The sequence below is a fragment of the Flavobacterium hiemivividum genome, assembly GCF_004349145.1.
GTDB classification, from domain to species: domain Bacteria; phylum Bacteroidota; class Bacteroidia; order Flavobacteriales; family Flavobacteriaceae; genus Flavobacterium; species Flavobacterium hiemivividum.
In genome coordinates this window covers 107182-127712 of sequence record NZ_SMFO01000008.1, presented here as the reverse complement: position 1 = coordinate 127712, position 20531 = coordinate 107182, and the positions used below count along the sequence as shown (strand labels likewise).

19 protein-coding genes and 1 pseudogene are annotated in these 20531 nt (G+C 35.1%); 9 read left to right on the top strand and 11 right to left on the bottom strand.

Annotation, left to right across the window (positions count from 1 at the left end):
- Positions 1 to 177 precede the first annotated feature (177 nt).
- The 7 genes from E0F98_RS11690 to tgt all read right to left on the bottom strand — a co-directional run bounded on the left by E0F98_RS11690 (position 178) and on the right by tgt (position 9707).
- Positions 178 to 1611 (bottom strand): alpha-L-fucosidase, encoded by a 1434-nt coding sequence (locus E0F98_RS11690; RefSeq protein ID WP_132111654.1) that lies wholly within the window; start codon positions 1609 to 1611, stop codon positions 178 to 180.
- A gap of 539 nt (positions 1612 to 2150) precedes the next feature.
- Positions 2151 to 3413: an asparagine synthetase B gene (locus E0F98_RS11685; RefSeq protein ID WP_132111652.1), complete on the bottom strand. Its 1263-nt coding sequence runs from the start codon at positions 3411 to 3413 to the stop codon at positions 2151 to 2153.
- Between the two features lie 167 nt (positions 3414 to 3580).
- Complete coding sequence (gene dnaB / locus E0F98_RS11680) at positions 3581 to 5125, bottom strand: replicative DNA helicase (RefSeq protein WP_132111650.1); 1545 nt, start codon at positions 5123 to 5125, stop codon at positions 3581 to 3583.
- Between the two features lie 142 nt (positions 5126 to 5267).
- Entirely contained in the window at positions 5268 to 6221 is a 954-nt protein-coding gene (locus tag E0F98_RS11675) for an acetyl-CoA carboxylase carboxyltransferase subunit alpha (protein WP_132111648.1), read from the bottom strand.
- Positions 6222 to 6480: 259 nt separating this feature from the next.
- Positions 6481 to 7398 carry a DMT family transporter gene (locus E0F98_RS11670; protein ID WP_132111646.1) on the bottom strand — a complete coding sequence of 306 codons (918 nt, stop codon included), beginning with the start codon at positions 7396 to 7398 and terminating at the stop codon, positions 6481 to 6483.
- Entirely contained in the window at positions 7385 to 8473 is a 1089-nt protein-coding gene (locus tag E0F98_RS11665) for an LptF/LptG family permease (RefSeq protein ID WP_132111644.1), read from the bottom strand. Before E0F98_RS11665 ends, E0F98_RS11670 begins: the two co-directional genes overlap by 14 nt.
- A gap of 103 nt (positions 8474 to 8576) precedes the next feature.
- Positions 8577 to 9707, bottom strand: a complete 1131-nt coding sequence (tgt, locus tag E0F98_RS11660) for a tRNA guanosine(34) transglycosylase Tgt (protein ID WP_132111642.1) — start codon at positions 9705 to 9707, stop codon at positions 8577 to 8579.
- A 581-nt stretch (positions 9708 to 10288) separates the two neighbouring features.
- Between tgt and E0F98_RS11655 the strand changes: the two genes are divergently transcribed.
- The 4 genes from E0F98_RS11655 (at position 10289) to E0F98_RS11640 (ending at position 14392) form a co-directional block, all read left to right on the top strand.
- Positions 10289 to 11152, top strand: a complete 864-nt coding sequence (locus E0F98_RS11655) for a hypothetical protein (protein WP_132111640.1) — start codon at positions 10289 to 10291, stop codon at positions 11150 to 11152.
- A gap of 467 nt (positions 11153 to 11619) precedes the next feature.
- A complete protein-coding gene (locus tag E0F98_RS11650) occupies positions 11620 to 11838 on the top strand; it encodes a hypothetical protein (RefSeq protein WP_132111638.1) in 219 nt (72 codons plus the stop codon).
- 583 nt (positions 11839 to 12421) lie between these two features.
- On the top strand, positions 12422 to 13378 hold the full coding sequence (locus E0F98_RS11645; protein ID WP_132111636.1) for a calcium/sodium antiporter: 957 nt from the start codon (positions 12422 to 12424) through the stop codon (positions 13376 to 13378).
- 393 nt (positions 13379 to 13771) lie between these two features.
- Entirely contained in the window at positions 13772 to 14392 is a 621-nt protein-coding gene (locus E0F98_RS11640) for a hypothetical protein (RefSeq protein WP_132111634.1), read from the top strand.
- 45 nt (positions 14393 to 14437) lie between these two features.
- Here E0F98_RS11640 and E0F98_RS16185 read toward each other — a convergent pair.
- From E0F98_RS16185 to E0F98_RS11625, 3 genes and pseudogenes are all read right to left on the bottom strand, one after another.
- Positions 14438 to 14638 (bottom strand): annotated as a pseudogene (locus tag E0F98_RS16185) (winged helix-turn-helix transcriptional regulator).
- A gap of 314 nt (positions 14639 to 14952) precedes the next feature.
- Positions 14953 to 15417: a hypothetical protein gene (locus E0F98_RS11630; RefSeq protein ID WP_165929315.1), complete on the bottom strand. Its 465-nt coding sequence runs from the start codon at positions 15415 to 15417 to the stop codon at positions 14953 to 14955.
- Between the two features lie 109 nt (positions 15418 to 15526).
- On the bottom strand, positions 15527 to 16366 hold the full coding sequence (locus tag E0F98_RS11625; protein ID WP_132111632.1) for an alpha/beta hydrolase: 840 nt from the start codon (positions 16364 to 16366) through the stop codon (positions 15527 to 15529).
- 233 nt (positions 16367 to 16599) lie between these two features.
- Between E0F98_RS11625 and E0F98_RS11620 the strand changes: the two genes are divergently transcribed.
- The 5 genes from E0F98_RS11620 (at position 16600) to E0F98_RS11600 (ending at position 19190) form a co-directional block, all read left to right on the top strand.
- On the top strand, positions 16600 to 17154 hold the full coding sequence (locus E0F98_RS11620; RefSeq protein WP_132111630.1) for an RBBP9/YdeN family alpha/beta hydrolase: 555 nt from the start codon (positions 16600 to 16602) through the stop codon (positions 17152 to 17154).
- Between the two features lie 175 nt (positions 17155 to 17329).
- Positions 17330 to 17719 (top strand): hypothetical protein, encoded by a 390-nt coding sequence (locus E0F98_RS11615; RefSeq protein ID WP_132111628.1) that lies wholly within the window; start codon positions 17330 to 17332, stop codon positions 17717 to 17719.
- A 159-nt stretch (positions 17720 to 17878) separates the two neighbouring features.
- Complete coding sequence (locus tag E0F98_RS11610) at positions 17879 to 18295, top strand: DUF1003 domain-containing protein (RefSeq protein ID WP_132111626.1); 417 nt, start codon at positions 17879 to 17881, stop codon at positions 18293 to 18295.
- Positions 18296 to 18589: 294 nt separating this feature from the next.
- Positions 18590 to 18877, top strand: a complete 288-nt coding sequence (locus tag E0F98_RS11605) for a rhodanese-like domain-containing protein (protein WP_132111624.1) — start codon at positions 18590 to 18592, stop codon at positions 18875 to 18877.
- Position 18878: 1 nt separating this feature from the next.
- On the top strand, positions 18879 to 19190 hold the full coding sequence (locus E0F98_RS11600) for a rhodanese-like domain-containing protein (protein WP_132111622.1): 312 nt from the start codon (positions 18879 to 18881) through the stop codon (positions 19188 to 19190).
- Between the two features lie 236 nt (positions 19191 to 19426).
- Here the strand turns inward: E0F98_RS11600 and E0F98_RS11595 are convergent, their stop codons facing one another.
- Positions 19427 to 20521 carry an alkene reductase gene (locus tag E0F98_RS11595; protein WP_132111620.1) on the bottom strand — a complete coding sequence of 365 codons (1095 nt, stop codon included), beginning with the start codon at positions 20519 to 20521 and terminating at the stop codon, positions 19427 to 19429.
- Positions 20522 to 20531: the final 10 nt, after the last annotated feature.

Here is a 20531-nt window from a genome sequence, read left to right as displayed (position 1 = left end):
TTCCGAACGAATTACACCAGTACCTACCAGTTTGTTCGTGTTTTTCCTGAAAAATTACATTTCACTTAAGAAAACTGATTTTTCGAATTGCTATTGCAAAAACAAAATAATCAGTTATTTCATTTTCATGCAGTTTTATTTCACCTCTTGCTGAACCCTATCTAAGACTGGTCTCCTTTACAAATCGACACTTACATCCTGCACATTATATACCGAAAAATTCACAATATCTGGCTCCGTTACTGATTCATCAACACGCAATCTTAATTTGTTTGTACGAATCGGTGTGTCAGAAAGATATATATATTTATTCCCTATAGCAGTTCCTTTATTGATTGTTTGCCATTTCCCATTCACATAAGCTTGTACACTAAAAGCTCTTACTCTATGTCCTAAAGCAATATTTTCTTGTATTACAATTTGATTTACCGCTGTTTCCTTCTTCAGTTTTAATTCAATAATTTTTCCTTTTCCCTTTGTCTCAGCCAGAGGGGAATCGAATCTCTTTTTAATTTCAGCACCCCATTCCTTTAGACGTTGCACATCTTCTTTTGGCAAAAGCCCCGTATTATCTGGTGTTAATCCCATAATTAAAGTTGCATTTCGCCCAACAGATTTATAATAAATATCCATTAGCTCTTTCAAAGGATAAATACTGTTTTCATCTCCAGGTTCCCAAAACCATTCATGTCTTCCATTAAAACCACGCAACGGAGCATCTGCCATAGCTGGTACCCAATATTCGCCGTTTGCATCGCCCTCTTTAAGTAATTTAAATCCATTTTTTGAAATTCCAGGAATAGCACTTTCTCCTGAACCTGTAAAATTGTATGGAAATGTAGACCAGCATGGATAGTTTACCGTTCCGCTTTCAGAACCGCCCCAACGTGCTTCGGCAAGCTGGTCGTTGTGATAAAACAAACAATCCGGTTGGTATTTTTTTACTATTGGTAAAACATCTGGCGCACCTTTTTCTGGAGTACTAGCGCCACCATCAAACCATATTTCGAATAAAGGACCATAATTAGTACAAATTTCTTTTACCATTCCTTCTACCATTTTATTGTAATAAGCCTGTCTTTTTTTCTGCATTGCTCCATTTGGTTCTCCGTCTACTACAAAATCATGCACTCCAAAAAATGAATTCCAACGGATACCTAAATAAACACCTGGTTTAATATCATGTTTGCGACAGGCATCTGTAAAATCCTTAAAAAGATCGCCTTTCCCGTCTTTCCATTTTAGACTCTTCATTGAATACGGATTCACATCCGATTGAAATAAAGCGAAACCTGTTTCATGAGTTACAGTTAGAATCGCAAATTTTGCGCCCGCAGCTTTTGCCGAAATTACCCATTGCTCAACATCTAATTGTTGTGGATTGAAAATATTATAATCCTCAACTGGAGTAATCCTGTTCGTCCCTTGGTTGTATTTTGACGTGTCAAACACATGCAAATCATAATGAAAAACTACACCAAGCTCAGCCTTTTGCCAAGCCAATTGTTGTTTGTTTGGTAACGGCAGGGATTTTACTTGTCCATTTACTGAGCATACATACAATAAAATAATACTTAATAATAGCTTTCTAAATTTTGTATGTATATCCATAACTATTTTAAAATAAATTTAAATTTCACTAATTCATAAGCGTAGGCTGTACTATGATAACTGTTTCCGTTATATTCTGGACCAATAGAGGCACAAATCACCTACAAGATGGTGCTAAAACTATTGCTTGTATTTTAAATATTTTCATTTGTAGGTGTTCTTATAATATGTTTGTACTAGCTAAATTCTTTAGAACTATTGAAAAATTGAATCTTTTAACTAGTATTTACAATTGGGATTATCAATCCTAATAATTGAAATACCCTAACTCTTTATCTAACAAATTACACATATAGTAAATATTCACTCGGAAATATTGGGTAAACACATAATTATCAATAAATCAAATCTACATAAGTTTTCATGAATCAATAAACAGTGCCTACCAGTTTTTGGACAAATTTAATTCAATATGAAAATCGAAATGGAAATGGAAAATCCTAAGTACAGCACTACAGAGCATTAAAAAAAATTAACACTCGCCGTTATAAAAAAATAGAATTAGAAAATAATAACCTATCAGCTAGCCCATTAAAAGATTAGGTTTTCTGTTTTTTCTTTTTGGCAGCAGGAAATAGCACGTTATTTAAAATTAAACGGTAACCAGGAGAGTTTGGATGTAAATCTAAAACTGTTGGTGCTTCTCCTACTTGATGCTGGAAATCTTCTGGATCATGACCGCCGTAGAAGGTGAACATTCCTTTTCCTTTTTGGCCATGAATATACCGCGCTTCTCCATTGAGTTCGCAGCTTCCCATCGTTAAAATATTCGACTTCACTAGTGCAGCATCAAAGGAAGTAGTTTGTCCCATGAAGCCCTTTACAAGTTGGGTATGATTCTGGCAAAGCATACTGGGAATAGGATCCCATTTAGCCGAAAACTCCATTAATGTAAAATAATCCTTATCCATTGGTATGCGGCGTTTCTCCGTCATATCAATATCTGAAAACTCATATTTCTCAGGACTTCTTTCGAGAGTAAAATCTTTGAAAGCAAAAGTATTTCCATAATTCATCTGGGATTGATAATTCGCAGCACTTGGATCTCCATCAAACATTGATTCGCAAATATCTACTCCATCAGCCGCCAAGGCAATATCAAAACTGTCAGTAGCAGAACACATGGCAAACATAAAGCCTCCGCCAACCACAAAATCTCTTATTTTTTTGGCGACAGCCCCTTTCTCCTCAGAAACTTTGGTAAAGCCTAATTTGACGGCTAATTCCTCTGCATTTTTCTTGTCCTCGATATACCAAGGAACATTTCGATACGAGCCAAAAAACTTACCATATTGTCCCGTAAAATCTTCATGGTGCAAATGCAACCAGTCATAAAGTACTAATTGATCGGTTAAAACTTCCTCATCATATATAGGTGTAAATGGAATTTCGGCATACGTCAAAACAAGCGTCACCGCGTCGTCCCAAAGCTGTTTCCCTTTTGGAGTATAGACCGCAATTCTAGGTGCTTTTTCAAGAATGACGGACTCCATATTTTGCGATGGACTAGCTATTTCATTTAAAATCTGAGCTTCTTCACTATCAGAAAGCACTTCGAAACTAACCCCGCGAATCTGACATTCCTTACGTATTTCTGGTGCGTCTGGCAAGAGAAAAGAGCCGCCGCGATAATTGAGTAACCAACTGGCTTTGTAATTTTTCTCTAAACACCAAAAAGTAATTCCATAAGCTTTCAAATGATTCTTTTGCGTATTTTCATCCATTGGCAACAAAATAAAAGATGCTTTTGCTGCAATCGACACCAGAAAAACTAGAATAAAAAGTACTCTTTTGGGAATCATGAGATAAGATTTTCAATCAAAGATAGCAAAGGAAATATTTAATTTACTCAAATCTAACTTTTTAAATTAATTCCTATCCAAGATTAACATTTGAAAGAAACGACTCAAAAAAAGCAATTTATATAAATTATAAAAAAAGCCTATTAAAAATAGGCTTGGGGAAATTATTAAAAAGGCATATCGCTGTCGTCATCGTCGTCATTGAGATTAGACCCAAATGCCTCGTGTGCCGAAGGTAAATTTTTAGTTATAAAAGGATTGTCGTCTTGATTCATTGAAGAAGGTAAATCATCATAATTACCACTGTGGTCTTCTAAATTGTCAAATTTTCCTAGGTGTCCTATAAACTTCAAACGAACGTTTTCTATACTACCATTACGGTGCTTTGCAATCATGATTTCGGCTTGTCCGGCTGTAGGCGAAGCTTCATCATCATCCCACTCGTCAATTTTATAATATTCAGGACGGTATAAAAAGGAAACAATATCAGCATCTTGCTCAATCGCTCCCGATTCACGAAGGTCAGAAAGCAAAGGTCTTTTACTAGATCCACGTGTTTCAACCGCACGCGATAATTGAGATAGTGCGATTACAGGAACATTTAGCTCTTTAGCTAGGGCTTTTAAATTTCGGGAAATTGTAGAGATTTCTTGCTCTCTATTTCCGCCGCCTTTTCCATTTCCACCAGCAGTCATCAACTGCAAATAATCCACAATGATAATTCTAATTCCGTGTTGTGACACTAAACGTCTTGCTTTCGCTCTTAAATCGAAAATAGAAAGTGAAGGTGTATCATCAATAAACAAAGGTGCTTTCTCTAAATTTTTAACTTTAGTACTCAGCTGCTCCCATTCGTGTTTTTCTAACTTACCAGTACGTAATTTCTCTGAAGACAATCCCGTTTCAGACGAAATCAAACGCGTAATTAACTGTACAGATGCCATCTCAAGTGAAAATAAAGCTACTGGCATTCCAAAATCGATCGCCATATTCCTAGCCATCGACAATACAAATGCTGTTTTTCCCATCGCAGGTCTTGCCGCAATAATTATTAAATCACTTGGCTGCCATCCTGAGGTAATCTTGTCTAGCTTTTCAAATCCAGTGGCTACACCACTTAATCCTTCTTGACCAGCAATTTCTTCGATTCTCTTTTTAGCTTGCAATACTAAACTTTGTGCAGTTTCCGAACTACGTTTAATATTCCCTTGGGTAACCTCATATAGCTTGGATTCGGCTTTGTCTAATAAGTCAAATACATCGGCAGAATCATCATAAGAATCCTCAATAATTTCAGATGAAATTCGAATCAAACTTCGCTGAATAAATTTTTGAAGAATAATTCTCGAGTGAAACTCGATGTGTGCTGATGAGGAAATTTTTTGAGTCAGCTGAATTAAATAAAAATCACCACCAGCTAAATCTAATTTGGCGTTTTTCTTTAATTGTGCTGATACGGTAAGTAAATCAATAGGCTGTGTCTCAGTAAACAACTGCACTATCGCTTCAAAAATATGTTTGTGTCCGTCTTTGTAAAAAGCGTCTGGTGATAATATATCAATTACATCATCTACTCCTTTTTTGTCAATCATCATCGCCCCAAGAACCGCTTCTTCTAAGTCTAAAGCCTGTGGGGGTAGCTTTCCTTTTTCAAGGTTAATAATTGTTGACTTGTCAACCTTAACGGGATTTATATTCCTGAAGTTTTCCATATAGCGAAAGTAACCAAAATTTAAAAAATATTGCTGTTGACTTATTACAAAGATTTGTTTATAAGTATCTGTTTTTTGTTTATAACCAAAAAAAAACCGCCTCGTTTATGGACGAGACGGACTTTTTTACGTTTGTAGGAATTTACTCCTTGTATTCGCCCATTTTACTGTATTTGTCCATTCTCTGAGCGATTAAATCTTTTGTTGATAAGTCTTTTAGCTCGTTATAAGCTTTCATGATATACTGCTCAACTGTATTAAAAGTCGTTTCTCTATCGTAGTGAGCACCTCCTAATGGTTCAGGTATAATATCATCCACTAACTTTTGCTTTTTCATATCAGCAGAAGTCAATTTTAATGCCTCAGCAGCAATCTCTTTGTACTCCCAGCTTTTCCATAAGATAGAAGAGCAAGACTCTGGAGAAATTACAGAATACCAAGTGTTTTCAAGCATATAAACGCGATCTCCCACTCCTATTCCTAATGCACCACCCGAAGCTCCTTCACCCACAATAATTGTGATAATAGGCACCTTAAGACGAACCATTTCAAATATATTTCTAGCGATTGCTTCACCTTGTCCGCGTTCTTCAGCTTCAAGTCCTGGATATGCGCCCGGAGTATCAATCAGTGTAAGAACTGGAATGCCAAATTTCTCTGCCATTTTCATCAAACGCAATGCTTTACGATATCCTTCAGGATTTGCCATCCCAAAGTTTCTGTATTGACGCGTCTTCGTGTTGTATCCTTTTTGTTGACCCACAATCATAAAAGATTGACCGTCAATTTTTCCAAGACCACCAATCATTGCTTTATCATCTTTAAACCCTCTGTCACCGTGAAGTTCTAGGAAAGTATCACCGCAAAGTGCTCTTACGTGGTCTAAAGTGTACGGTCTACTAGGATGTCTTGACAATTGTACACGTTGCCATGCTGTCAGATTTTTGTAAATCGTTTTTTTGGTTTCGATAAGTTTCTTATTGATTTGCGAACAGGTATTTGTTACATCAACATCTGATTCTTTACCAATAACGATACATTTTGTTAACTGATCTTCTAGTTCTTTTATCGGAAGCTCAAAATCTAAATATTCCATAGGATTTGTGCGTTTTTGTTTTTTATTTGGAACTGCAAATATAAAATTTTAAATCGTTTGCAATCGTTTATTTTTTACTTTAGTCTTAAAAGCCGTTATCTAAATGTGATTTTATCATTAATTTCTTTCTTAGCCATCCTGTTCCTTTCGGTTTTGACAAGATCAAGAAAAGCAATAAATAACGCTATTATACACCAACTTCAATTTGATACTAATTACCAGATTAAGAACGAAACAAGGCTGATTTACAGTAATTTTACTACATTAAATCAGAATTTACCTCACTAATAGGCTGAACTTTTTTGCCTACCTTGTGTTTGATAATAGCATTCAATATTACTGTAATAAGGATAATTACGGCTCCAATATAAAACGAGAAACTCATTTTCTCTTTTCCACCAATTATAAAATAAGCTAATATAATTCCATAAACTGGCTCTAAGTTAGTGGTAAGCATAACCGTGTACGGACTTAGTTTTTTCATCACTTTAACAGATGCTGTGAAGGCGTAAGCGGTACAAATTGACGCTAAAATTATCATTAGCATCCAATTGTTATAGGACAATACAAAGAAGTCGGCAGTGAATTTATTTTCGAATAAAAAATAAATCGATATAAAAAACACACCTGCAAGGAACTCATAAAAGGAGATCACGGTAGCGTCATGATTTTGAATTAATTTCCCGTTCATAAGGGTAAACAGGACACCTAATATTATCGAAACCAAAGCATAAAGCATTCCACTTAAGTAATTCACCTCCACTTTCATAATCATCGCTAAACCAGCGATTATGATGACTCCAAAGAATACTTCGTACCACAATACTTTTCGACCATAAAAAAGCGGTTCTAAAATAGAGGCAAAAAAGGCGCCTAAGGAGAAAACAGAAAGGGTTATAGAAACATTAGAAACATGGATGGCATGAAAAAAGGTAATCCAGTGCATCGCAATCAGGAATCCTACAAAAATTAATTTCAAAAACGAATTTAAAGGAACCCGAAAGGATTTTTTCTTGAAAATTATAAATACAAATAGGAAGGCTGCAGCCAATAGCATTCGATACCAAACAATAGCATCGGCAGTGATTGTAATTAGCGCTCCTAAAATTGCCGTGAAACCCCAAATAAACACGATTAGATGAAGGCTGATGTAACTTTTTAATTTATCGTTTTGCATTGCGTAGTAAAAATATCGCTAATATTCCGAAAATAATATTGGGGAACCACACTGCTAAAAGTGGTGAAAAAGTAGATTTTTCGGCCAGTGTACCAAAAATCTTATCAAAAAACACATAGCCAAAAGCAATCGCAATACCAATGGTTAGATTCATTCCCATTCCTCCCCTTCGTTTTTTGTACGAAACAGAAACAGCAATTATGGTCAATATAAATGCCGAAACCGGCACACTATACTTTTTGTACAAAACCACCATATAGACATTGATATTAGAAGAACCACGCTTTTTTTCTTTATCAATAAACTGATACAGATTTTTCAAGCTTAAGGTTTCGGCAATATAAACGACCGGCGTTAAATCTTCGAGATCAAAACTGAACTTAGTCTTTTTCTCAGGCATTTTTTCTATCTTATCGCTTAAAACACCAACGGTTCTTTTGTTATAATCATACATCGTATAAGTGCTATCCTCAGGATTCCATTTAATACGACTAGCAGTAACCTTAGAAACTAATTTTTCCTTATCAAATTTTTCTAAGGCAAAGTTAAAAGCCACTTTAGAAGCGCTATTAAAACTGTTCACATAGAGAAATTCATTGTCGTTTATCTGGCGATACACATCGGTATTATCGCCTCGCATGGCTTCCTTTCCGCCTCCTTTTAGATAAGTATATCTAAAATTATTAAAGCCTTCACTCGATGCCGGAACCACATAGAATCCCATAATCAAAACAAACACTGAGATCAGCGAAGCACCAATAATATACGGTCTCAAAAAACGGGTAAAAGAAATCCCCGAGCTTAGTACTGCAATGATTTCGGTATTGTTAGCCAGTTTTGAGGTAAACCAAATAATCGATAAAAACAGGAATATTGGAAAAAGGGAATTAGCAAAGTAAATCGTGAAATGGTAATAATAGATCGCAATTTCTAGCAATGGAACCTTGTTCTCAATCATCTTATTCACCTTCTCTGATACATCAATAACAATCCCGATAGGAATAAACATACCCAACATGGCCGCAAAAGTGGCTAGGTATCTTTTCAGAATGTATTTATCAATTATTGAAAGCATTTAAAAAAGTGTAAGGTTTAAGATTTAAAAGTTTAAAGTTTAGAAAAGTTGCAAAATCACGCTAGGAGTTTTAAAGTTTAAACTAAAAACCTTTAAACATTTTTTATAATCTCTGACTCATATTACGAACCATCATTTCTTTCCAAGTTCTAAAATCTCCGGCTAAGATATGTTTTCTGGCCTCGCGAACCAACCACATATAAAACCCAAGATTATGAATCGTAGCGATTTGTTTCCCCAAGTATTCATTAGCCGCAAACAAGTGACGCAAGTAGGCTTTTGTGTACTCAGTATCCACATAAGTAATTGCCATTTCGTCAATAGGAGAAAAATCATCTGCCCATTTTTTGTTTTTAATGTTAATCGTACCGTTAGCCGTAAACAACATTCCGTTTCTAGCGTTACGTGTAGGCATCACACAGTCAAACATGTCAATTCCTAAGGCTATGTTTTCTAAAATATTTATCGGAGTACCCACACCCATTAGGTAACGCGGTTTATCTTCTGGCAAAATTTCGCAAACTACCTCAGTCATGGCATACATTTCTTCGGCAGGTTCTCCTACTGAAAGTCCGCCAATTGCGTTTCCTACTTGGTTGCTATTTGCAATATATTCCGCCGATTGTTGACGCAAGTCTTTATAACAACTTCCTTGTACAATAGGGAAAAATGCTTGATCATAACCGTATTTCACTGGCACTTTCTCCAAATGGTTCACACAACGGTCTAACCAGCGGTGTGTCATTTTCATAGAGCGCTGTGCATATCGGTAGTCACAAGGATAAGGCGTACATTCATCAAATGCCATGATAATATCGGCACCTATGGTACGTTGAATTTCCATCACATTCTCTGGCGTAAAAAAGTGGTACGAACCGTCAATATGCGATTTAAACTTCACTCCTTCTTCCTTAATTTTTCGGTTTCCCGAAAGTGAATACACTTGATATCCTCCAGAATCAGTCAAAATATTACGATCCCAGTTCATGAATTTATGCAATCCACCGGCTTTCTCTAGGATTTCCGTTTGTGGGCGTAGGTATAAATGGTAGGTGTTTCCCAGGATAATATCTGGGTTTATATCTTCTTTCAATTCTCGCTGGTGCACCCCTTTTACAGAGGCTACGGTCCCAACGGGCATAAAAATAGGTGTCTCTATAACACCGTGATCAGTAGTAATGCTTCCCGCTCTGGCTTTCGTCTGCGGGTCTTTTTGTAATAAATCAAACTTCATAGATGCTTTTTTCAGTATGATGTAATTTGCTAGCAGTCTCTTTATTTAGATTAAGATCAGCACAGCACATTTCATAGATGCTTTTTTCTCCCGACCATTCGGGAGCGCAAAGATAGGTTAATTCGACAATTTGAAAATTAGATAATTACAAAAATTAATTAAGATTTAGGATTTCCATTAAAAATGGGATTGTAATATAAAACTTTCTGCTGTTTACAGGAGATTATTAAAATTACAAATCGCAATTTATCGCTTGAGAATTGTTTGGGCGTGCCCTTCGTAATTGCTTCACTGTTCGATCCTGCAATTTAACTCAGGTCGGGCTATTCGCTGTATTCCCGATTAATAAAAACTACGCCCAAAAGCCTTGTTTTTCTAAACCGGGAGATGCCGCTACTATCCCTCACGCGCTCGCGAGAACGAATATTTTAAAAACAAAGTTCTTTCTACGCAGACGATTAAAACAAAAATCGATTTGGTGATTTATAATGTTTTTTTCTTACATTAGCCTTACAAATAATGTATGACGGCTGTCATACATATCTACAAGTTGTAAAACATTTGACCAACCACGTAAAGTAATGAAAGAATTTATATCGAACTTATTTAATGTATCAAATGAAAGATTGAAAAACCCTCTTATATTTTCATTTTTACTTTCCTGGTTAGCTTTTAACTGGCGACCAATTTTTACTCTTTTACTTTCTGATAAAAAAATCGAGGACAGAATAAATTATATATCTGAAAATTTCAACGAAATACAATTCAATCTGTTCTATCCTTTAATTTTCAGTTTTGGATATGTTTTATTATTGCCATATATCACTTGGTTAATTGAAGTTTTAGTTCAGTATGCTAAATTCGGAAGAAAGCGGAATTCTATCAGTGAACAATTATCCGATTTAAGAGATAAACAAAAAATTGCGAGAGAAGAGTTTAAATATGAACAAGAAAAAGCAGGTAATGCAGAAATATCTCAATTAAATTCAAATATCCAAGAACTTACAAAAGTCAATACCGAAAAAGACAAAATAATTGAAAGATTGAAAATTGATTTGACTGAATCAAAAAAGGAACAAAAAAAGCTCGAGCAATACATAAGTTTAGAAAGTCCTGAAAACACCGAATTTAATGAGGAAATGAAGATGAGTTTGGACAAAGAATATGAAGAGTTTTTAAAAACCGAGGTTTCAACATATTTTGAGGAAATTGGTTCAGAAATAAGTCAATTTAAATCTATTCCAAAGAACATAGACAAAATTGTAATAGAAAAATTAATCTATAGTGGATTAATCAAAAAAGTAGATGACGACGAGAATCAAAGAGTTTATTATGTACTAACAAATAAAGGAAAACATTTTTGGAAAAATTATGTCCTATCCAAGAGAATTTTGTCTAAGCAGGAACTGGATAAAATGAATGAACCAGATGATTTACCTTTCTGAAAAACGTCTTACAACACCGTGTATAAACGATCCTGGATCTATGCTCATCTGGAAAATTCTTGCGAAATTCTCGCCCGCTGCACGAATTCCCCTGTGCGTAGTCTCCCGACATCGTACTCATTCCAATTATCACTTCTTAAAATTAACAATTACTCCATTTAATTCCTTTATGGAAATACATTCCTTGAGACCCGATAGTGCGGATTTGTAATCCGTGCCAACATAGTAAAACAAAAACTATAAATCTAATGTGTATTGATTAAATATGGCATTCAAGAGGTTAGCAAACTAAATTGTACTGGTTTAGAAAATTAAAAAACGATGTCTACTAAATACAAAGCCACAACCAATTCTCAGAAGTATTCATTCATACTAAAATAGTACTGAAATGCTGCGAAGTCACCGCTGTACGAAATCTCCTGACTTCGCACCGCCACCTTTAATTGCTAATAAAAAAAATAAAATCTATGAAATCAATTACAATTGGAAAACTAACATTCTCTAAAAAAGCAATCTCATTAACAGCCACCTTATTTTTTTCATTTGGAGTGCTTTTAGGTGCTTTTATTACCTTGAGTATTGAGTCTGAATCTAAATTTAATTTTCTATTATTTTTATTGTTAAACATTCCTATTTGGGCTTATTTAATGCCGAAAATTAGAAAGGAAATTACAGAAAATGACTAAAAATCCGCTGTTTACAGGCGATTGTTAAAATCACAAATCACTATTTATCGCTGGAGAATCATTTGGCCTGCACCGCTGGACGAAGTCTCCCGACTTAGTACCCATTCCAATTATCACTTCTTAAATTTAACAATTACTCCATTTAATTCCTTTATATAAATACATTGCTTGAGATTCCTGCGGAATGACGAACATTATGGAGTTCCTTCTCTACGAAGTATTGATTCAAACTTAAATGAAACTTAACTGCTGTGCTAAATATCCCGACTTCGTACCCATTCCAATTGTCACTTCCTAGATTTAGGATCTTTCCATTTAACTGCTTCAAGGAATCACAGAAATTTCGTGTAATTTCGATTTTTGTTGTATGTTCACTTTATATTTCGCAAGATTTTTTATCTTTAGTTAAAAATAATCGGTTATAATCTTCCCAACTGACGCGAAGCGGCGGAATTTTAAAGGTCACACATTGCGATTTTGCCTAACTACCGAACCGAAAGCAATTTGCTATATCGAAAAAAAACTTTATTGAACAACTTGAACATTAGTAATAAACCGAAATAAAATCAAAAAACAACACTAAATGCTGACTTATTTTCTATTTTTCATCGGATTGATAATACTCATAAAAGGTGCTGATTTAATGGTGACGGGAGCTTCTTCTATTGCCAAAAAAATGAACGTATCTAATTTGGTAATTGGATTAACGATAGTAGCATTTGGTACTTCTGCTCCCGAAATGTTCGTCAATGTTTTTGCCAGTACTCAGGGTAGTCCTGAAATTGCCATTGGTAATATTATAGGCAGTAACATTGCTAATATCCTATTGATACTTGGTGTGTCCGCGATTATTTTTCCGCTTGCGGTACAAAGCACAACAGTATGGAAAGAAATTCCTTTCAGTTTGCTGGCGGCACTGGTATTGGGCATTCTTGCCAACGACCACTTGATTGACCAAAAAGAAAATTCAGAATTAACCAGGAGTGATGGGCTTATCCTACTTGGGTTTTTCATCATATTTATTTATTATATTTTTAGCATTGCCAGGAAATCAGAGAATGCAACAAAGGAAGAAATTAGCCAGTTAAGCAATTTAAAGTCTGTTGTATACATCATTCTGGGCTTAACGGGATTGGTTTTGGGTGGCACCTGGATTATCGATGGAGCAGTTGAGATTGCTAGTCAATTTGGAGTAAGTGAATATTTAATCGGCCTCACTGTAATAGCCGTGGGCACTTCGCTTCCCGAACTTGCTACTTCTGCTGTGGCAGCTTATAAGAAGGATACAGACATTGCTATTGGAAATGTAATCGGCTCTAATATTTTTAACATCTTCTGGATATTGGGTGTCAGCGCTTTGATTAAGCCATTGCCATTTAAACCATCTGGAAACTCAGATATTGCAATGGCCGTTTTTTCCAGCTTGTTATTATTTGCAATTTTATTCATCGGAAAAAAAAATGTAATGGAAAAATGGCAGGGTGTATTATTTCTGATGCTGTATGTTGGGTATATTGTTTTTTTAATAATGGGAGAATAATGAACTCTGCTCTCCAGAGTATTGCTTGAAAACTAAAAAAGTTCCAGACCACTGCACGAAGTCTCCCGACTTCGTGCCCATTCTAATTGCCACTTCCTAGAATTAACAGTTACTTCATTTAATTGCTTTAAGGAACTATAGCATTTGAGATTCCTACGGAATGACAAACGTTGTGAAACCCTCTTATAATAACACTTATCTAGTTCATAACCGTTAGGGACTAACTGTTTTTTTGTACAGTCAGTTACCTTTTAAATTAAATGTTTTCGTTTTTAGTTGTTAATAAAATACGAGACTCTTTGCTAAAAATCTATCATGCATTATTTAAATATGAATTATATTTTAAATCATTTAAAATTAGTAACTTAAACTCATAATTAATGATTAACTATTATGAGAGCCTTATTAATTTTAATCCTATTTTTATCATTCCTATCCTGTGCCACAAAAAAAGACAGCAAGAAGCTACTACTGCCCGAAGAGATAAAATCTTTAACCGAAGAGATATATCTAGTAATAAATAATGAGAAAAAACTTTTATCTAAAAAGGAGATGGTATTTACTAAAAATGGCCGTGTCAAATACTCAAAAACTGTTGACTCCTTAGGGAACTTAATACAAGAAACTGAAAAGAAATTATGGTTTGTTGTCGAATCGCATACAGATAGAGAACCTTATTACTGTAAGACACGTTGGAAACCCAAACAGCGCGAACGCATTAGCTGTTATACTAAAAAACAATACAAAGAAAACGAAAGCATTTACCATTATAATAAAGATGGAACTATTGCTAAAAGAGCAGATAATTTCACCACTTTCCACACACAGCATTTTTATTATACTAACAAAGAGCTCGTTAAAATCATTACATTGGACAAAAATGATAAACTTATTGACGAAGGTTTAATAAGCTGCTTGGCCAAAGATTCCAAAGGTACTTGTTTGAAAGAGACTAGAATTTCTACCAAAACAAATTATAAAGAAGAAATTCTTAGGACTCCAACTTATAATTAATTCAATTTATTTAGGATTATCTTCAATTTCCCAGGTATCCAAGCTTCATAAAATAGCTTCAAGCGACCTTCCTCTATCGCTTAGTTTTTATTCAACTCTTGGCGGAACGACCGGGAAAATCTTTCTAGAAATAAGACCGTCCGTTTCTAATTCTAGTACTGTTTGGACAAACATTATATTTGAAATTTCAGGAATTTTCTTTTATCGTAATCCAGAACGTAAAATACCATCCAATAAATGGAACAATACTAATGGTTTCCATTAAGTCCCTACTAAACTCAAAGTATAATTAAGTGGACAATATTTTTTTCGTTCATTTTTACTTTTAATCATTTGACAATCTGGAATTTATTTTTTTTTATTTTTCAAAATGAAAATTGGCAGTAGTAAAAATCTGCTGTTTAAAAGAAACCAAAATAAGGTTGATTCTCATTCTTAATTTGGAAATTATTTTCGAGCCAAATTATACCAAATAAAAAAAGAAGGGCTCCAACTTTAAAGTCGAAGTCCTTCTTTTGACCATACACTTTTGGGACAGTGCAGTTTTCTGTTTTCGTAAATTAAAAAATTCCTACTCTTACCTTTGGCACACTAACCTCTATTTGTGTTTTTACTGTGGCGCTAGAAGATCGATTTTCATATCGAGGCTGACGGTATTCATAATGGTAATGTGCTGCATTTTCATACCAATAGTCACTATGATGACAATTTCCGTCGCAGTTGTGCTGGTGCTCAGCATACGAATCATTCTTTGCTTGAATATACACTTTGTAGCCGCGTCTGTTTTCTTTACGTAAGTCTTTTTCGTACTGTTTTTGCTCCTTCCAGAAAGCTCGTTCTTCGGCTTTCGTACTTGCGGTAAACTTTTGCTCGTATTGAGCGTCTTCACGACCTCTTTGTTGATAATACGACAAAGTATGTTTTGCTTCTACTTTGCCATCATGGCTAACTCTGGCTTCTTGCGCATTCATTTTTGGCAAGAAAGTAAAAATCATTATAATCAAAAGTGTTTTAACTGTTTTCATAATTTTAAAATTAATGTTATTGCAATAGTATTTTATTGGTATCCTCATAAGTAAGACAACTGTGCACTAATTTACCCTACTTTGATTTTCATTAATCTTAAAAAAGAAATTATTTCTGCTGGCTTTTCATAAAGTCCATCACTTCATTAAAACGATTGCTATAAGGCCAAAAGTACTGTGTAACCATGGGAACGTGTTTTTTGTTTAATCGCACAGCTGTAACTTCTGGCTGAAAGGGATGCAAAGCATCTATAAAGCGTTTGTTAGTTACTTTTATGGAAGTATAGGTTTTATCACCTACATAAATTAAAAATGGCGGTGTATTTTTATCCAAAAAATAAATGGGTGAAGCATCCTGCCATTTTGCGGGCGAGCTGCCCCAGGTGGTTAAATAATCGTGTTCAGATGTAGGTGGATTTTCCTCTAAATAATGTTTCATGTCTAAACCCGCAGCATCATTCAAGATAATTCCAGAAATACCGCTTGGTTTAATTCCGTATTTGGGATTCATAACCGCTAATGCAGCCAGATGTCCACCTGCTGAATGTCCCGTTACAAAAACTTGATTTGGGTTACCTTTGTACTTACTTATACTGTCTTTTGTCCACTGAATGACGGTAGCAATTTGTTTGGTCATTCCGTCATAATCCGTATCTGGACTTAAGGTATAGTCAGGAATCACAGTAACAACGTCTTTTCGTGAGAAGTTGCGGCCCAGCAAATCATAAGTCCCTTTGCTACCACTATTCCAGTAGCCGCCATGAACAAATATTAAAACAGGAAGCGATTTAGCTTTAGAATTTCGAGGAATAAAAACATTCAGCTTGGGCGCGGCTATCGTATTTTCTTTCGAAGCAACTAAATAAGAGACGTCTGTTATTTTTTTTGTAGCACAACTACTTAAAATAATACTACTTAAGAAAACGAGTATACCAATTTTGTAACGCATGGTTTTTTTACAAATATATACATTAATGAAAAAGCTGCTTCACTGATTTACATTTCAATGAAAATTCATTTTATGATAACAGAACGAAATGGAATTCATTAGATTTGTAAGAGATGATTTGCTTTTGAATAAAAGTATGTTTTGATTATTCGAATGAACACGAATACAGCGAAATGTGAAGTGATAGAAAAATTATTGAATTTAGATTCAGACTTATATTAAAACAGGAATACATGAATTATACTATTTTAATCCTTCCTGGACTAGGTGACTCAGGAGAGACGCATTGGCAAAACTATTGGCTACAGCATTTTGACACTTCTCAAAAAGTGACTCAAAAGGACTGGAACAACCCAATTTTAGAAGATTGGCTCGAAAGTTTAACTGCTTCAATCGAAGCTGCCGAAGGCGAAATAATTATCGTTGCTCACAGTCTTTCTTGCTCATTGATCAATCATTGGTCTAAAGAAAACAAAGGACACAAAATAGCAGGAGCCTTACTTGTCGCGCCCGCTGATGTAGATTCTCCCGCGCACACGCCAGAAGAAATTAGAAACTTCGCTCCTATTCCTTTGTTAAAATTAGAATTTCCATCTATCGTGATAACTAGCTCTAATGATCCGTATATCTCAGTAGAAAGAGCAGCATTCTTAGCCGAAAAATGGGGAAGTTCCTTTATAAATATCGGTGAGAAAGGCCATCTCAATTCCGAATCAGAATTGAAATATTGGGAAGAAGGTCAAGAGATTTTGCAGTCGCTGCTGCAAATAATAGAAAGCAACAAGTAATTTTATCACTCAAATTGAAAGTTTAGTTCTCACACAAAAATAGATCGCTACAACAACAGCTGCTTCTTTCCCGACATGTAAAAACAAAGCCGAAAATACTTAAATTTGGATACGCTAAACTTTCTAAGTTAGTAAAAACTCCAACTTATTTTTTAATTATTCGAAAATTATAATGATGAGAAAAATAACATGCCTGATCGTAGTACTTCTTTCTATAATAAGCTGTTCCTCTGAATCGAGTAGCACTAAAAACAACTCCATCATTGGAAAATGGAATTGGGTTGAATCCTCTGGTGGGATTGACGGAAGAACGGAAACCCCAAAATCTACCGGAAAAACGATTCAACTTGAAATTTCGAACTCAAAAATAAAAAAATATATTAATGAAGCTTTGGTTTCTGAAACCGCCTATACTATTCAAACTGGGACTTCCATTTTTGGAGGTGAAAAGAAATTAATCGTTTATGAAAATGATGGGAAACAGTCTTTCTCGCGCGCTGACAATAAACTTTTTCTTAACGATGAATGTTACGATTGTTTCCAAAATAAATATGTAAAAGAGTAAAACTACTTTCTTAGCTCACCATCGCAATAATCATTGCAATATGGAAAAATTAAATAAAGGAGCCGAAATAACCCTGCTTTTTTGGTTAATTAAAATTATTGCAACCACAAAGAGCTTACGCCAATTTAAAAAATTATAAACGCATCAAATTACCGTAGTATGGGAGTAAAAAACACTTGGCATCAAAAACAGTTAGAATCTTTAAGTTTTGGAAGTCGCCTTGCCGACGCCGTCGCAAAAAGTATGGGATCTTGGAAATTCATAATTATACAAACGATTCTGGTCGTTCTCTGGATGACATTAAACCTGATTGCCTTTGTAAAACATTGGGATGCGTATCCTTTTATTTTACTCAATTTGGTATTCTCAACGCAGGCGGCTTATGCAGCGCCAATTATCATGATGTCCCAAAACAGGCAAAACGAAAGAGATCGCGCTCAAGCACAAGCCGATTATCAGACTAACATAGATGCCAAAATGGAAATAGAAGCGCTGGCAAGACAACTCAATAATATTGAAGTCCACAAACTGGATAAAATAATTAACATGCTAGAAGAAATGAGAAAACAGTCCTGATTTTATTACAAAATAAAATCTCTCTATCCTGAATATTTTTTATTTCGAAAAAAAAAAATAAAAACTCCCTTCTGCGCAGGAGCAATAAGATTTAAAATAGGCTTTAGGCGGAACCATTTTTGAAATTTAACTGTTTTAATACGGAACGTTAATTATTTACTTGTGTAACAAAAGTTACTGACACTACTTTTATTTTGTACTACTTTTGTCTTATCCAATTAGAATACAATATCAAAGACATCGATCAGTAATACTGCTTTTTAGCGCAATTCAAAATTTATAAAACCAGAGAAAATGAGCTTAGAAAATACAATCAAAGAAAAACAAGGAACCGTTGTAGATGTTCGTTCGTACGAAGAATTTATGGGCGGAAATGTAGCGGGCTCCATTAACATCCCGCTGAATGAAATACCACAAAGAGTCGAAGAATTAAAAAACATGAAATCGCCTCTAATTTTATGTTGCGCCTCTGGAAACAGAAGCGGACAAGCACAGAACTTCCTCTCTCAGCATGGAATCGAGTGTCATAACGGTGGTTCTTGGCTCGACGTAAATTATTATCAATCGCAAGCAACAAAGTAAAATGATCAACTTATTAAAAAAAATATTTGGTCTTGGGCCAAAAGCAGATTACGCCGAATTAGTAAAAAAAGGAGCGGTAATTCTTGATGTTCGTAGTCCGGGAGAATACAAACAGGGACATATAAAAGGTTCCATTAATACTCCGCTGAATGATCTTTCGAATCATATTTCGAAATTAAAAAAAGATGCTACTATCATTACTTGTTGTGCATCAGGAATGCGAAGCGCCTCTGCAAAAAGCATTTTAAAATCGAATGGTTTTGAGCACGTTTATAACGGTGGCGGCTGGAGCAGTTTGCAAAACAAAATATAAGGAATGTATAGCACTTATTAACTGTGTTGTTTTATTCGAAATTATTCGGTAGAAATAAATTCATGAGAAGCAGACCAGGAAAGCGATCTTAAAATAGTGCATATAAAAAGCCCCAATTTTGGGGCTTTCTATTTTATTAAGGTTTAAAAGACAATCATTAAATACTAGCATTGCATTAGTAGCATTCAGCCGTAAAGTCGTTAAACCTTCGAACAAATTAAATATTCAGATAAAAATTAGGCATTCATTTTTGGATAGTCATTATATCCCTCGGCAGTGAAAGTGTAAAAAGTACTTTGATCAGCTTTGTTTAAAGGCGCATCTTGTTTAAAGCGTTCCACTAAATCTGGGTTAGCTATAAACGGTACTCCGTAAGCTACCATATCAGCATCTCCATCTGTTAGCACTTGGTTTCCAGTTTCTTTTGTAAATCCTTTATTAATCATTAGTAGCCCTTTGTATATTGGTCTAAAATGTTTTGCTACTTGAGCGACAGCATAAGGAACCTCGCTTACATCAGTAAAAGGCTCCGTTAAATGTACATAAGCTAAACCATAGTCATTTAAACGATTCACGATATACTCATGTGTAGGAATTGTATCTTGATCTACTGTCATTCCTTGTACTCCGTGCATAGAAGGATTTAAACGAACTCCAACTTTAGAATAGTCAATAACTCCGTTTAAAGCGTCTAATGTTTCGAACAATATTCGGGCTCTGTTTTCTATACTTCCACCGTATTCATCTGTTCGTATATTTGAAGTTCCATTAAAAAACTGGTGAAACAAATAGCCGTTTGCTGCATGCAATTCTACTCCGTCAAAGCCTGCTTCAACTGCATTTTTAGTGCTGTTTTTAAAATCTAGGACTGTCGCTTTAATTTCAGCAACGGTCATTTCTTTTGGTGTCACTGTATCTATAAAACCAGTCGCTACAAATGCTTTTGCTTCTGGATTAATTGCCGAAGGCGCATGCGGCAACGCTCCATTGTGCAAGTCAGGATGTGATAATCTCCCAGTATGCCAAAGTTGAACAAATATCTTTCCGCCTTTGTCATGTACGGCTTGCGTCACTTGTTTCCAACTTTCTGTTTGCTCCTCGCTATAAATCCCGGGAACATTAATAAAACCGGCTGCTTTTGTACTTACCACGGTACCTTCGGTAATTATTAAACCAGCATCAGCGCGGTCAGCATAGTAAATAGCCATCTGTTCTGTTGCTAAATTTCCTTCATTACCGGCACGGCTTCTGGTCATGGGCGCCATTGCCATACGGTTATTAAAAATGGTATCGTTATGTTTAAATGGACGTAATAAAATGGAATTACTCATATTGTTATTA

Coding starts and splice junctions, on each gene's coding strand:
- E0F98_RS11685 (WP_132111652.1), bottom strand. CDS start 3,413: ATGATTCCCAAAAGAGTACTTTTTATTCTAGTTTTTCTGGTGTCGATT.
- E0F98_RS11650 (WP_132111638.1), top strand. CDS start 11,620: ATGAAATCAATTACAATTGGAAAACTAACATTCTCTAAAAAAGCAATC.
- tgt (WP_132111642.1), bottom strand. CDS start 9,707: ATGAAGTTTGATTTATTACAAAAAGACCCGCAGACGAAAGCCAGAGCG.
- E0F98_RS11595 (WP_132111620.1), bottom strand. CDS start 20,521: ATGAGTAATTCCATTTTATTACGTCCATTTAAACATAACGATACCATT.
- E0F98_RS11645 (WP_132111636.1), top strand. CDS start 12,422: ATGCTGACTTATTTTCTATTTTTCATCGGATTGATAATACTCATAAAA.
- E0F98_RS11690 (WP_132111654.1), bottom strand. CDS start 1,611: ATGGATATACATACAAAATTTAGAAAGCTATTATTAAGTATTATTTTA.
- E0F98_RS11625 (WP_132111632.1), bottom strand. CDS start 16,366: ATGCGTTACAAAATTGGTATACTCGTTTTCTTAAGTAGTATTATTTTA.
- E0F98_RS11600 (WP_132111622.1), top strand. CDS start 18,879: ATGATCAACTTATTAAAAAAAATATTTGGTCTTGGGCCAAAAGCAGAT.
- E0F98_RS11610 (WP_132111626.1), top strand. CDS start 17,879: ATGGGAGTAAAAAACACTTGGCATCAAAAACAGTTAGAATCTTTAAGT.
- dnaB (WP_132111650.1), bottom strand. CDS start 5,125: ATGGAAAACTTCAGGAATATAAATCCCGTTAAGGTTGACAAGTCAACA.
- E0F98_RS11630 (WP_165929315.1), bottom strand. CDS start 15,417: ATGAAAACAGTTAAAACACTTTTGATTATAATGATTTTTACTTTCTTG.
- E0F98_RS11655 (WP_132111640.1), top strand. CDS start 10,289: ATGAAAGAATTTATATCGAACTTATTTAATGTATCAAATGAAAGATTG.
- E0F98_RS11640 (WP_132111634.1), top strand. CDS start 13,772: ATGAGAGCCTTATTAATTTTAATCCTATTTTTATCATTCCTATCCTGT.
- E0F98_RS11620 (WP_132111630.1), top strand. CDS start 16,600: ATGAATTATACTATTTTAATCCTTCCTGGACTAGGTGACTCAGGAGAG.
- E0F98_RS11615 (WP_132111628.1), top strand. CDS start 17,330: ATGAGAAAAATAACATGCCTGATCGTAGTACTTCTTTCTATAATAAGC.
- E0F98_RS11665 (WP_132111644.1), bottom strand. CDS start 8,473: ATGCTTTCAATAATTGATAAATACATTCTGAAAAGATACCTAGCCACT.
- E0F98_RS11670 (WP_132111646.1), bottom strand. CDS start 7,398: ATGCAAAACGATAAATTAAAAAGTTACATCAGCCTTCATCTAATCGTG.
- E0F98_RS11675 (WP_132111648.1), bottom strand. CDS start 6,221: ATGGAATATTTAGATTTTGAGCTTCCGATAAAAGAACTAGAAGATCAG.
- E0F98_RS11605 (WP_132111624.1), top strand. CDS start 18,590: ATGAGCTTAGAAAATACAATCAAAGAAAAACAAGGAACCGTTGTAGAT.